Here is a 13,845-nt window from a genome sequence, read left to right as displayed (position 1 = left end):
GAGAAAGAATCTCAATTAAAATAAAAAAGGAACATACTATGGTTGATTATTCAAAAATACATGAAGTAATTGCGGAAACAAATGAAGGGATTCTCTTGGCTGAGTATCAACCAGAGTATCGTACAGATAGGGAGTATCAGTCAGAGGCTGATTTAGAAAATCAGTTGATTTCTGATTTGGTAAATCATCTCAACTATGAACGCTTAAATATTCATACACCTGAAGAGCTCTTAGCAAATGCTAAGGTGCAAATTGAAAAACTTAATAAGGTAACGTTTACGAATGCTGAGTGGAATCGATTTGTAGTAGAGTATTTAGACTGCCCCAATGAAGGATTAGTTGAAAAAACTCGAAAAATCCAAGAGAATTATATCTATGATTTTGTCTTTGATGATGGACGGATTAAAAATATTTTCATTCTTGATAAGAAAAACATTCACAACAACAGCATGCAAGTCATCAACCAGGTGACCCAAGTGGGTAGTCATACCAACCGTTATGATGTCACCATCTTGGTAAATGGACTTCCTTTAGTTCAGATTGAATTAAAGAGACGAGGGGTTAGTCTTAAAGAAGCTTTTGAGCAAATCCATAGATATAGCAAGGAAAGCTTCAATAGAGAAAATTCTTTATACAAATACATTCAAATTTTTGTCATTTCTAATGGGACTTATACACGCTACTTTGCCAATACGACAGCTCAAAATAAAAATCATTATGAGTTCACCTGTGAATGGGCAGACCGAAAAAATAAAACGATTCACGACCTGGAGGACTTTACCATTACCTTTTTGAGCAAACGAGTTCTTTTAGAAGTTTTAACCAAGTATTGTGTCTTTGATGCTGATAATACATTACTCATCATGCGCCCATATCAGATAGCTGCAACAGAGAGTATTTTACGAAAGATTCATTCCACAAATGAAATGAGGAATTTCGGTACGATCAATGCCTGTGGCTATATCTGGCACACTACTGGTTCTGGGAAAACTTTAACTAGTTTTAAGACTGCTCGTTTAGCAACAGAGTTGGACTATATTGACAAAGTGATTTTTGTGGTTGATAGAAAAGACCTAGACTATCAAACCATGAAGGAATATCAAAAATTCCAACCGAATTCAGTCAATGGTAGCAACAATACAAAAGAACTCCAACGTAGTATTGAAGAAAATGATGATCGAATTGTTGTCACAACGATTCAAAAGTTAAATAAATTTATAACAGCAAATCCAAACCATGAAATCTATAGTAAAAAATGTGTTCTAATCTTTGATGAATGCCACCGTTCCCAGTTTGGAAAGGCTCAAAAACGTATCAAAAAAGCCTTTAAGCAGTATGCTTTATTTGGATTTACAGGGACCCCAATTTTTCCAGAAAATAGCTTGACTGGAGAAACAACACAAGAGGTTTTTGGAGAGCAACTTCATAACTACGTTATCACAGATGCTATTCGAGATAAAAAAGTGCTGAAGTTCAAGGTTGACTATAACTATATCAAGCCTGAAATCAATAAGTATAGAGAAGCGGAAAAGGCAGTCGGCCGAGAGCTTGATGAAAAGAAACTCAAAAAGATGGAGAAGGAACTCCTTTTACATCCAGAACGGATTGCAACCATCACAGAGTATCTGTTGAGAGTTTATAATGATAAGACGCACCGAAATCAACACTATACTCATAAACAAAAACAACTGTCTGGATTTAATGCCATGCTGGCAGTACAAAGCATTGAAGCTGCGAAATTATACTATGAAGAACTTCAGCGACAACAAGCAGCATTACCAGAAGCTAAGCGTTTGAAGGTCGCAACTATCTTTAGCTTTGCGCCTAACGAAGAACAGTCAGCTTATGGAGAAATTCAAGATGAAGAGCTAGAACCTCAAGATACAGCTATGCCTCTTTCATCTAAAGAGTTTCTTTCTAAAGCAATCTATGACTATAATCAAATGTTCAAGACCAACTTTTCGACTGATGGGAAAGAGTTTCAAAATTACTATCGTGACCTTTCTAAACGAGTTAAGTCCAAGGAAGTGGATTTGCTGATTGTAGTGGGTATGTTCTTGACAGGTTTTGATGCGCCGACCATGAATACTCTCTTTGTCGATAAAAACCTACGTTATCATGGTTTGATTCAGGCTTTTTCTAGAACCAATCGAATTTTTAACAAGGTTAAACCTTTTGGAAATATCGTATGTTTCCGTGATTTAGAAAAAGCTACTCAAGAAGCTATTAAAACCTTTGGGGATACTAATAAACTTGATATTATCTTAGAAAAAAGTTTTAGCGAATACATGGATGGTTTCGTGGATCAGATAACGGGTATCAAGGTTAAAGGTTATACAGAAGTCTGTCAGGAAATTCTCGAAAGATTCCCTAATCCACAAGAAATAGAAACAGAACATGATAAAAAAGAGTTTGTTAAGTTATTTGGTGAGTTTCTGAAACTTGATAACGTGCTCCGAAATTATGATGAGTTTCAGGAAATCGATAAGCCTATCTCGGAAGGATATCTCCAAGATTTAAGAAGTTCTTACGTGGAAATTCGAGATGAATTCTTAAACCTTAAAAACTATGAAAGAACAAAAGATTTAGGTGTTGACCTTTCAGATATTGAATTTGAGATTGAACTCTTAAAAACGGATGAGATTAATCTAGACTATATACTTGCTTTGATTGTCGAAAAATCGAAGAACTCTGAGTCTAAAGAAGCAATGAAAGCTGAAGTTAGCCGTGTCATCCGCTCAAGTATTGATATTCGTGCTAAGGAAGAGTTGGTGATTGGCTTTATCAATGATACTGATTTAGCGAGTCTGAAAGACCATGATGAAATTATCAATGCATTCTATGCTTATGGTAAAGAACGTAAAGCAGTCGCTATTCGTGAATTGGCAGAATCTGAAAATCTTGTAAAAGATTATCAATTATTCATTGATCGTTCTATTCAACGTGGTTATGCTGAGAATAGTGGAGCTGATTTGGATTCGATTATTCCACCGACTTCTCGTAGACATGGAGCTCGTGAACGTAAGAAACAAGAAGTTCTACATCAGATTCAAACATTAGTAGAAGTATACTCAGGTATTTGATCATGAAACTAAGAATAATTACCTAAGAGAAAGATCAATTCACTATTAAGAAATTTTGGGTTTAATAATGAAGGATATTATTAATAAGTGGATTGAAAAAACAGTAGAGGTTAAATTTCAACTATTCCCAAATTTTTTTCGAATGATAGAAGTAGAGGGGCCTTCCCTCTATTTTTTATCGAAAAGGAGCAGGAATGCAGAAAAGACATGCACATGTATCGCCGACCTTGGACATCATGGTCAAGAAGATTTTTAGTTTGCCGGAGGTGACGGCAGCATTTATTCGGGACATTTTAGAGCTAGATGTGGCAGATGCTCAGATTGTGGAGGGAAACCAACCCCACAGCATGGCCTATGAGGAGGATGATTTGTTCTCCACTGCGGTGGATGTGAGGGCCAAGCTCCATGACGGGACCGAGGTGATCATCGAGATCCAGATTCGCAAGCAGCAGTATTTCTTGAATCGGTTCCATTACTATTTGGCCAATCAGCTGGTGGAGAATGTGCAAAAACTGCGCCAGCAAGGACAGACACATAAGATGTACGAGCAGATGGAGCCCGTCTATGGGATTGCCATTTTGGAGAAGTCGCTCTTACTAGACGAAGAGGCCGCCATCAACAAATACTGGCTGACCAATAGCCGGTCCGGGAAGCAACTCAAGGCCTATTATAAAAATGGCAAGCACCAAAATCTTCTGCAGGTTGCCTTTTTAGAGCTAGACAAGTATAATAAAGATGAGAACCTGACAGATGCAGGTAGACAGTGGTTGGAGTTTTTTGGGAATCTTCCGTTTACAAAAGCTCCCAGTCAGGCTGTGGCTCACGCAGATTCATTATTAGATTCATCTAGCTGGACCAAGGAGGAGAAGACCATGATAGACGAGCGAATTCGGATTCAAGAAAATTATGATATGACTATGGAGACGGCGATTGATGAAGCGCGTGAAGAAGGTTTGGAGCAAGGATTGGAACGTGGTCTGGAACAAGGTTTAGAAAAAGGCTTGGAACAAGGCCTGGAACAAGGTCGTAATGAAGAACGTCTGCAGTTAATCCGCAAAATGGTCTCACGAGGAATGACACCTGAGCTTATCTCAGATATGACGGGCTTATCGCTTAAAGAGATCAATTCTATGTTAGTGTAAGATCTAGCTGGACCAAGGAGGAGAAGACCATGATAGACGAGCGAATTCGAATTCAAGAAAATTATGATATGACCCTGGAAACAGCGATAGACGAAGCGCGCGAAGAAGGCTTAGTACAAGGTCTGGAACAAGGACGTAAACAGTTGGTATGTGAGATGATTTCACGAGGGATGACGGCTGAACTTATCTCGGAGATGACGGGTTTGTCCATTGAAGAAATTGAGACTCTTCTTTCCTGAGTCGTTAACGGAGGCATCGCCTCTTTTCTTTTTTGAAAAAAATTGAAAATTTTCCCATTTTTTCAATCCGCCTTTCTAGAATTGTGGTAGAATAGAGTCAACAAAGAGCTATCCTCACCAACAGTGTGATCGATACTAGAAAAGAGGATTCTGATGACAAGAAAAATTGGTATTATTGGTTTGGGGCATGTGGGTGCGACCTTGGCCCACAGCATGATTTTGAAACACACCTGTGATCACTTGGTCTTGATTGATACCAATGAGAAAAAGGTCAAGGCAGATGCCTTGGATTTCTGTGATACAGTTGCCAATACGGGGTATCCGGTTCATATCACGGTCAATGACTACGCGGCTTTAAAAGATGCGGATGTCGTGGTGTCGACTCTTGGAAATATCGAGTTGCAGGCTAATAACACTGATGACCGTTTTGCAGAGCTTCCTTTTACTAGCAAGCAAGTGGTGCAAGTAGCGCGTGATTTGAAGGCTTCTGGCTTTAGTGGGGTCTTATTGGTAGTGACCAATCCGGTCGATGCAGTCACTCAACTCTATCAACAATATACCGGCCTTCCAAAAGAGCAGGTGATTGGGACAGGAACCTTGCTGGATACAGCTCGGATGAAGCGCGCAGTCGCCGATCGTTTGCAGGTTTCTCCTGCTAGTGTATCAGGCTATAACCTTGGTGAGCATGGAAATTCTCAATTTGTTGCTTGGAGTCAGGTCCGTGTCAAAGGACACGCTATTACCGATCTCTTCTCTCAAGAAGAGCTGGACACCATCAACTACGAGTCCTTGCGTGGTGGTCATACTGTCTTTTTTGGCAAATTCTATACCAATTTTGGAATTGCTGCAGCAGCCCAACGCTTAGCAGAAGCTGTGATCAATGATAGCCACGAGGAAATGCCAGTGTCTAACTATCGTCCAGAATATGGAACTTATCTTGGCTACCCAGCGATCGTGGGTCGAAAAGGAATTCTTGAACGATTGGATTTGCATTTGACAGAAGAAGAAAAAGAAAAATTGCTCCATTCAGCCGAAACTATCAAAGAAAATACACGAAAAGGATTGGAGCATGCATAAAAGCAAAGAGAGTGGGACAGAAATCGGTAATTCGTTAGAATTCGATTTCGTCGTCCCACCTCCGCACAGTTGAGTAGGGCTGTAAAAGCTGATGAAATCAGCGTAGTAGAGCCCACTCAACCACTGCGTCTTGCTCGACAATCCAAAAATAATTGAGAGGCTAGGACTTTTGTCCCAGCCTCTTTTTCTGCAATTTTTTCGAATGGTATAAGTGAGGGGATTCCCTACACGAAATCATTGGAGGTTGCTATGAAGAAACGACACGAGTATGTATCGCCCACCTTGGATTTAATGGCAAAAAAGATTTTTAGTCTGCCGGATGTGACAGCCAAATTCATCCGCGAAGTATTGGATCTGCCAGTAGAGTCCGTTGAGATCTTAGAAGGAGACCAGATCCATGAGCAGGGGTTTTTAGGAGATCTTCCTTTTGAAACATCCGTTGATGTGAGAGCAAGACTAGATAGTGGGCTTGAAGTGATCATTGAGATTCAAGTTTTGAAGCAAGAGTATTTCTTGAATCGTTTTCACTATTATTTAGCCAATCAACTGGTAGAAAATGTCCAACGCAAGCGAAAGAAAGGGGCGACCCATTCTATGTACCAGGAGCTGGAGCCGGTCTATGGGATCGCTATCCTGGAGCGAAGTATTTTTCCTCATTTAGATTCACCTGTCAATGTCTATGAAATGCGCCATACAGTAGATGGGACACCTCTTTATAGCTCTCGAAAGGATGGAGTAGCGCACAATATGTTAAAGGTTGCCTTTTTAGAGTTGGATAAGTATAATGAAAGTAGAGATACGGAGTTGAATGCTCACTGGAGACAATGGCTTGAATTTTTTGGCAATCGCCCATTCAGTCATCAACCAGATCAAGTGATCGAGCAGGCAGAATCACTCCTGATCCCATCAAATTGGACAAGGGAGGAAAAAGAAATGATTGATGAACGGATTCGTATCAGAGAAAATTGGGAAATGAGCATGGATACCTTTCGGAAAGAACAACTGGAAGCCGGTTTTCAGAAAGGGTTGAAAAAAGGTCTTGAACAGGGAATCGAACAAGGTCTTGAACAAGGTCTCGAACAGGGACTCGAACAAGGTCTCGAACAGGGACTCGAGTGTGGTCTTGAACAAGGTCTCGAGCGTGGTCTTGAACAGGGATTGGAACAAGGCAGACAAGAAGGCATGGAGTTGGGAGTTCAAGCTGGTCAGCAGTCTCTGATTCAAAAACTATCTTTGAAGGGGATGAGTATCGAGATGATTGCTGAAATGACGGATTTATCCAGCGAATCCATCAAAAAAATGTTGGCTACGGATTCGTCTGACGAGGAGTAGTAGCGTGAACAGAATTTTGGGAACAATGAAACTTCGAGAATTACCTTGCTGAGAAAAAAGTAGTTCTAAAATGGATTGTAAAGATCGTCAGGAGTTCGTTATTTTTGGATCTTGATCCTCTACAGATTTATACGGTTATGATTTATTGAAGGTTGGAAACTTTTATCCAACCTTTTTTTCTCACTCCTCTTGCTCCTCACCTAGTGAACTGGAATAGAAGTTTAAAAATACGAGTTGTAATCCTTGACATTACATTGTGATCCTGTATAATAGCTATTGTAATAAATAATCTTACAACAGAAAGAGGAAGCAACTATGAAAAACATTTTATTTATTGTCGGATCCCTTCGTCAAGGATCTTTTAACCACCAAATGGCTAAGAAAGCAGAAAGCCTTCTTGAAGGAAAAGCAACAGTGACTTACTTGGACTACAAAGACATCCCAATGATGAACCAAGATTTGGAAACGCCAACCTTACCAGCAGTGCAAGCAGCGCATGATGCAGTCCTTGCTGCGGATGCCATCTGGATCTTCTCGCCAGTCTATAACTTTGCTATTCCAGGTGTAGTGAAAAACCTGATCGACTGGCTTAGCCGTGCCCTTGACCTGTCAGAAACTCGTGGTCCATCTGCCCTTCAAGACAAGATCGTAACGGTTTCTTCAGTAGCCAATGCCGGACACGAACCAATGTTTGCGGCATACCAAGCGCTTTTGCCATTCGTTCGAACTCAAGTAGTTGGAGAGTTCACTGGAACAACCGTAAACCCAGAAGCCTGGGGAACAGGTGAATTAATCTTGACGGACGAAGCAGTGGAAGGACTGAAAAAACAAGCACAAGATCTATTAGAAGCATAAGAAAAAGCTGAGACAAAATTCTCAGCTTTTTTAGATACTAAAGAGTTGTCCGAAGAAGTAAGTCACACCCATGGTGAGAAGTCCAATGATGAGGTTGCGAAGCATGGCTGGCTTGGTTGGTGCTTTTCCCAGTTTTGCACTGGTATAGCCAGTGAAGATCAAGGATAGTCCAACAACGAAGACTGTCACCGGAATGCGATAGGCAGCTGGAAAGAGAATGATAGAGAGCATTGGAGGAAGGGAACCAACCGAAAAAGCAAGGAAGCTAGATGCAGCAGCATGCCAAGGATTTGTAAACTCCTCGTATTCAATACCATATTTCTCTTCGACCAGGGCTTTGAGGGGATGTTTCAGAAAGGCTCGTTCTGTCAAAATCTTTGCGGAAGTTTCGCATTCTCCATTTTGAAGATAAGCGTGGTAGAGAGATTCTCTCGCTAACTTGGGATCGCGATCCAACAAGGCTTGTTCGCGGTTCACAGCGGCTTCTTCCGTGTCTTTTTGTGTGGAAACAGAGACATACTCACCGCCCGCCATCGAAAAGGCACCTGCCAGAATCGCCGACAAGCCAGATAGGAAAATGATCCAGATGTTTGGTGTGGCACTGGCTACCCCAATCACCACCCCAGCAATAGAAATAATCCCATCATTGGCCCCGAGAACAGCGGCTCTCAAGATATTCAAGCGGTCGTTAAATGATTCATCTACTCCATGTTTCATTTCAGTCATACAATGTCTCCTTTATCTTATTTAGAATGATTATAAATAAAATACAAAAAGAAAGCAAGGATTTTAACTCAAATGATAAAAGTTCGACAATTTAATGAAGTTTAAGTTGTAATATTTGACATTACAACACAAAAAGATATAATGTAATAAATAAAGTTACAACAAAAAGGAGAAAGAATATGGTATACGCCTATCGTAGCAAGAATTATTTAGCAGAAGTGACTTTACCTTTCAAGATCCTGATGGCATTGTCACACGGGTCAGAAAAGGATAAAAAAACAGCAAATCTTGCTGTTTTTGATGAGATAAATTAGTTGGTTTCATTTTCTTTTCCGACAACCCAAAATAAGAGAAGGAGTTGGAAGATGCCTAAGGCAAATAAGACCATAAAACCGTTGCGACTTCCTTTAGCAGTGGCTTGGGTGAAGTCCATCTTTTGATTGGCTTGGCTCATGGCAACGATCAGTGAAGCCAGGGTTGTTCCGACAGCGCCTGCAAATTGTTGCAAGGTGTTAAAAATCGCGTTCGCATCGGGTTGCTCTTCCAGAGTGAGTTGTTTTTGTCCGTTGGTCATGATATTGCCAAAGGCAAGTCCCATACCGGTCATGAAGATCATGTAAAAGATAAGAATCAAGCCATTTGTCAGTTTCAGGGCAAAAAGGGTGAAGTGGAAATGGGCCAGAAGGATTAAAGCAGCTCCAAGGAGAATCGGTTTACGGGCGCCCAACTTATCTAGAATGAGACCAGAGAAGGGAGCAAAGCCAGCCCCAATGATGGCACCTGGAAGCAGCATCAAGGCTGCAAGCGTGGTACTCGAATGGTTGACCAATTGGACATAATTGGGCAAGAGGAAACTCATGGCCAGAGAACCTAGTTGGAAGGTGAAAAAGGCAAGAACATGGCCAGTGAGGAGATGGTTCTTTAAGATGGCAAGGTTGATAATGGGAGTCTCCAACTGATTGGACCGCCAGACCAAGAGAACGAGTCCCAAGAACCCGATCACCAGCCAACCAAGGACAGAAAAACTAAAGAAAGCATGATCAGAAAGACCGTGAATCCCTAAAATCAAGCCTAAAAATGAAGCAATAATGGCGAGAAGGCTCATGATATCAAGTGTTTCCCGCTTGACTGTACTGATTTGCTCAATGGAGCGAAGTCCTGAAACTAGCGAAGCTAGAAGGATCGGGAATTGCACTAAGAAGATGGACCGCCAGCCAAAGTTAGCTGTCAAGAGACCACCGACAGTAGGCCCAATGGCGGGAGCGATGGCTGTAATCAGGGTTCCCACTCCCATCATGAGACCTATCTTGCGTTTTGGGACCTGTTCTAGAATGATATTAAACATCAGAGGAAGGGCAAAACCAACCCCCATTCCTTGAACCAATCGCCCCAGAACCACAAAGCCAAAACTTGGAGCTAGGAAGTCAATGAGAACACCTAAAACAGATAGGAGATTTCCAACTAAAAAGATGGACTTCATTTCAAAGGAACGCTTGAGATAAGCAGACAAGGGGACCACACAGGCAACCACTAGAAGATAAATGGTGGTGACCCACTGGACGGTTGCTGTATTGATCTCAAATTCCTTCATCAATATTGGAAAGGTGATGTTCATGGCAGTTTCTCCAGCCACCCCGCAAAAGGAAAGGATCCCTGTCGCAAAGATCGCGAACAAGACCTTGGCTGAAATTTTTTCTTGTGACATAGACGTCTGATTCCTCCTAAATCTTTCTATAATCTTGTAAAAATGGTCTGAAAATCCATCCTAGCTCTCTCATTTCCCATCAATTCCAATTGCTATGAGCATAGCAGGACCGACGTTAACCTGATCCATCGTTTTGTTAGCTAACAAATAGTATAGAGGAAATGAAGACCCCTGTCAAAGAGTTTTTGAAAAGTTTTGAAAATAATAGCATTCTCAAATGATGACGTCTCTCCAAACGAAAGGAAAGGCTCGCCAATATGATATAATAAGAAGAAAGCAGTAAACGTGAATAAGTCAATCAACTCGAACAGGAGGCCTCATGACCAAGTATTTAGTCCAGAAGTTTTTCTGGTTACGAGAAAAAAGTTTGATTCAAATTTCCCAGAAAACCCTGGTTTCCTTATTTCCTTTTTTTCTATTTTCAGGAATCATTCGGGTGATCGCTCTATCGGTCTTCTCCGATCGAGGCTATATCCATCAGCTCTTTTCGATGGATAGCTGGTTGCCATGGGATCAGGCCATTAGTCAAGTCCTCATTAATTTTTCCAATTTTTTAGGAGGTCTAGCTGGGCCTTTAGCGACCTACTTCGCTGGAAAATACACAGCTGGGCACTACGGTAGAAGTACAGGGACAGCAGGTGTCACCGCTCTTTTGGTCAGCTTGATTGTAGGGTCCCAGGAATTGTTGGTGAGACCACTCAATGATGGGCAACTGACGCGTATCAACTTACCTGCGACGACCAATATCGTCTTAGCGATTTTTTTAGGCTATCTAATCGGGCAAATCTTTCGTCTATCCAAGGCCAGTGACGACCAGATTGTGGACAAGGATTTCATCTATCAGCCCAAGACTGTGCGTCCCATTTTCTTGTCCTTAGTTCTAGGGGTCAGCCTCAATCTTCTTGTGGTTCTTGGGAACCAATTTAATATTTTTCAGACTATCCGACAGTTCTTGGATTCTCTAACGGTAAGCAGTCATCATCTCTTGTCCACCTTTGTCATGGGACTATTTAGTGGGCTATCTGCTTGGTTTGGTAATAGTCAAGCCTTTGCCTTGAACTCAATTGCGGATGATAACTTTGCTTTGGAAAATCTCACCTACGCTGTGACGCATCATACAACGACAGGCATTCCTCATCTCTATACCTTGACCAATTTGTACCGCAGTTTTGGTCTGGTAGCTGGTGTCGGAGCCGTCCTAGCTCTTTTGGTTGCAATCTTATTGGTTTCACGAAGTCAAAAGGACAAGAAAGTCAGTTTTCTCAGTCTGTTTCCAAGCCTCTTTAACAACGGGGCGTCTTTCATGGTAGGGATACCGGTCCTTCTCAACCTCCTATATGTGATTCCCTTCTTATTGATCCCCTTGGTGAATATGGGAATAGCAGCTCTAGCTTTGTGCTTTAAGCTGATGCCAGCAGCTGTTTATCCGGTACCAGATGGTACACCTAGTCTCCTCTATGCTTTTATTGGAACGGGAGGAAGTCTGAGAGCCTTAGCTGTCAGTATCCTTTGTTTTGCCGTCGATGTGCTCCTCTATCTACCATTTGTCCGCATGGGAAATCGTATACGAAAAGATTTAAAAGTGAAAGGAGAAAGCGATGAAACAATCTAAAAAAACAGCCATCGTCCTCACTTTGGTCAGTCTTTTCTTGATCGCTTTGGCCATTCCTTCTTATAGCTGGACTCGAACCAATGTTTCAAAAATCGAGAAATTTTATAATTCCAAACTGTCTCCCATCATCATGATCCCGGGAAGCTCTGCGACAGAGAACCGCTTCGATGGCTTGGTGACTAAGCTCAACCAAGACCGTCAAGGAACCAAACACAGTCTGCTCAAGGTTAAGGTTTGGAATGATGGGCATATCACCTATAGTGGTAGTATTGATGCCAAGGACAATGAGCCGGTAATTGTAGTTGGTTTTGAAAACAACAAAGATGGCTATAGCAACATTAAAAAGCAAGCCAAACTATTTAATCAAGCCTTCGAAGCCCTTCAAGAAAAATACAATTTTAATAATTTTAAAGGCTTGGGTCATTCCAACGGTGGCTTGATGTATACAGCCTTTATTGAAAATTATTTGGGGGATTATGATATAGATCTCAAGACCCTCATGACCATCGGAACTCCCTATAATTTCACGGAGACCAATATCAAAAATAAATCTGAGATGTTGGCTGACTTTATCAAGGGAAAAGAAGCTATCCCCACAACCCTTCATATGTATTCAGTAGCAGGGACCATCACCTATGATTCAGATGAGTTGGTCCCAGATGCCAGTGTTTCTGCTGGGAAATATATCTACCAAAACCAAGCAGCTAGCTATACGGAGATTACGGTGACGGGGGAAGATGCCCAGCACTCGGACCTTCCAACCAATGATGAGGTGGTTGCCTTGGTGAAAGAGCATATTGAAAGTCAAACGGATCGTCGAGCTAAACCGAATAAAATAAACTAAGTGTGAAGAAGGGATTCCTTCCTCACCTTTTTTTTAGTATAATAAAGTTTAGTATGAAAATAAGGGAGATTATAGGAAATAAGATGAAAAGAAAAAAATGGGTGCAGTTAGGATTAGTGGCTTCGAGTATGGTCATGTTAACAGGATGTTACCAAAGATACCAGCGCCAGTCCAGTCCTAAAAAAGAGGCTGCAACGAGCCAGACTTCAGCAAAAAAACAAGCGAAAAAAGCAGATAACAAACAATTATACCAGTCTGTTTTTTCAGACTACCAAAAGATTTTTGCCACTTCAAAAGATTTAGATGCTATTTCCAAATTGAATGATGCATTAGCCAAAGAAGATCGGATGATCAATAGCTGGGTGATCGAGACCGTGATCAATCAGCCAGAAGCTGTTCGCTATGCCTTTAAGGACTTAAATAACGATGGGGTAGATGAGATGATCATCGCCAATCAGCAGACCGATGGAAGCTACTTTGTGACAGGAGTCTATTACCTCAAGGAGCAAAAACCGACTCTGCTAGCTGAAGGTTTCGTCGCTGGACACGGTGGAGCGCGCAATGCGACGACCCTCTATCAGGGAGGAGAAGTCTTAGAAGTCAGCTGGATGTCAGGAACTGGCCGTGGGGTAGCTGTGCTCTCACGAATAGAAAAGACGCCTCAAGCCGCGACCAAAGTCCAGGAAGAAGAAGTCCAAGTACCTGGGTCAGATCTGAATAGCCTCTTTGGAAAATCGGATGAGGAAAAATTGGATATCAAGAGTTTCGATTGGCAAACTTTTGACAGCACACCATCAGCGGGAAATAGCCAAAGCCAGGAAAAAACGCCTTGGAATGCTGAAAAATCAGCAAAATTGGCAGAATTTATGAAGACCTGGGGCGAAAAGATGGGCCAACCCAACTATCAAAAAGGCATCGCTGGCGGTGATGTAGGACCAGACAACCTCTATACTCTAGGGGAAAATAGTAAGATGGATGCCATTTATACAGATACTGGTCAAGGAAATGCAAAATACCGCATCGTGGAACGCTATAGCAATTGGGACAAGTATCCAGATGTGCATAGTTATTTCTTTGCCATTACAGATACAGGAGAAGGCATTGTCTTTCATTCTCCAACGACTAATGGTGGGAAGATGTATCTAAAACCAACGGACAACAAGGAACTTCAAGAAGAATTTACACAGTTGCTTCATCAATAAAAAGAAGAAACAGCCAGAAAAGGACTGT

At 41.6% G+C, this 13,845-nt stretch carries 11 protein-coding genes and 1 pseudogene; 10 read left to right on the top strand and 2 right to left on the bottom strand.

Annotated features, from left to right (window positions below):
- Positions 1-38 precede the first annotated feature (38 nt).
- The 6 genes and pseudogenes from O3629_RS03130 (at position 39) to O3629_RS03105 (ending at position 7,728) form a co-directional block, all read left to right on the top strand.
- Positions 39-3,083, top strand: coding sequence for a type I restriction endonuclease subunit R (locus O3629_RS03130; protein WP_313790677.1), 3,045 nt, complete (start codon positions 39-41; stop codon positions 3,081-3,083).
- 194 nt (positions 3,084-3,277) lie between these two features.
- Positions 3,278-4,225 carry an Rpn family recombination-promoting nuclease/putative transposase gene (locus O3629_RS03125; RefSeq protein WP_371608701.1) on the top strand — a complete coding sequence of 316 codons (948 nt, stop codon included), beginning with the start codon at positions 3,278-3,280 and terminating at the stop codon, positions 4,223-4,225.
- A pseudogene (locus O3629_RS03120) lies at positions 4,225-4,464 on the top strand (hypothetical protein); the annotation flags it as partial. The gene O3629_RS03125 and the pseudogene O3629_RS03120, both read left to right, overlap by 1 nt.
- A gap of 153 nt (positions 4,465-4,617) precedes the next feature.
- Positions 4,618-5,541, top strand: a complete 924-nt coding sequence (locus tag O3629_RS03115; RefSeq protein ID WP_371605286.1) for an L-lactate dehydrogenase — start codon at positions 4,618-4,620, stop codon at positions 5,539-5,541.
- A 249-nt stretch (positions 5,542-5,790) separates the two neighbouring features.
- Positions 5,791-6,873 carry an Rpn family recombination-promoting nuclease/putative transposase gene (locus O3629_RS03110; RefSeq protein WP_371608700.1) on the top strand — a complete coding sequence of 361 codons (1,083 nt, stop codon included), beginning with the start codon at positions 5,791-5,793 and terminating at the stop codon, positions 6,871-6,873.
- A 315-nt stretch (positions 6,874-7,188) separates the two neighbouring features.
- Entirely contained in the window at positions 7,189-7,728 is a 540-nt protein-coding gene (locus O3629_RS03105; RefSeq protein WP_371468992.1) for an NADPH-dependent FMN reductase, read from the top strand.
- 30 nt (positions 7,729-7,758) lie between these two features.
- On the opposite strand, the gene O3629_RS03100 is transcribed toward O3629_RS03105, so the two are convergent.
- A complete protein-coding gene (locus tag O3629_RS03100) occupies positions 7,759-8,454 on the bottom strand; it encodes a VIT family protein (RefSeq protein ID WP_195915405.1) in 696 nt (231 codons plus the stop codon).
- A 179-nt stretch (positions 8,455-8,633) separates the two neighbouring features.
- On the opposite strand from O3629_RS03100, the gene O3629_RS03095 reads away from it, so the two are divergent.
- A complete protein-coding gene (locus O3629_RS03095; RefSeq protein ID WP_371468989.1) occupies positions 8,634-8,768 on the top strand; it encodes a hypothetical protein in 135 nt (44 codons plus the stop codon).
- On the opposite strand, the gene O3629_RS03090 is transcribed toward O3629_RS03095, so the two are convergent.
- Positions 8,765-10,159: an MFS transporter gene (locus O3629_RS03090; RefSeq protein WP_371468987.1), complete on the bottom strand. Its 1,395-nt coding sequence runs from the start codon at positions 10,157-10,159 to the stop codon at positions 8,765-8,767. The two genes, O3629_RS03095 and O3629_RS03090, sit on opposite strands and share 4 nt — an antisense overlap.
- A 319-nt stretch (positions 10,160-10,478) precedes the next feature.
- Here O3629_RS03090 and O3629_RS03085 point away from each other — a divergent pair, with 319 nt between their 5' ends.
- The 3 genes from O3629_RS03085 to O3629_RS03075 all read left to right on the top strand — a co-directional run bounded on the left by O3629_RS03085 (position 10,479) and on the right by O3629_RS03075 (position 13,817).
- Positions 10,479-11,771, top strand: a complete 1,293-nt coding sequence (locus O3629_RS03085) for a PTS transporter subunit EIIC (protein ID WP_371468985.1) — start codon at positions 10,479-10,481, stop codon at positions 11,769-11,771.
- Positions 11,758-12,615: an alpha/beta hydrolase gene (locus O3629_RS03080; RefSeq protein ID WP_371468982.1), complete on the top strand. Its 858-nt coding sequence runs from the start codon at positions 11,758-11,760 to the stop codon at positions 12,613-12,615. Before O3629_RS03085 ends, O3629_RS03080 begins: the two co-directional genes overlap by 14 nt.
- A gap of 83 nt (positions 12,616-12,698) precedes the next feature.
- Entirely contained in the window at positions 12,699-13,817 is a 1,119-nt protein-coding gene (locus O3629_RS03075) for a DUF4767 domain-containing protein (RefSeq protein ID WP_371468979.1), read from the top strand.
- The last annotated feature ends 28 nt before the right edge of the window (positions 13,818-13,845 follow it).

Origin of the sequence: Streptococcus sp. 27098_8_12, assembly GCF_041432115.1 — a bacterium.
Taxonomy (GTDB): Bacteria; Bacillota; Bacilli; order Lactobacillales; family Streptococcaceae; genus Streptococcus; species Streptococcus parasanguinis_V.
The sequence above is the reverse complement of the archived record's forward strand: the minus strand, read 5'-3'. Positions and strand labels throughout refer to the sequence as shown.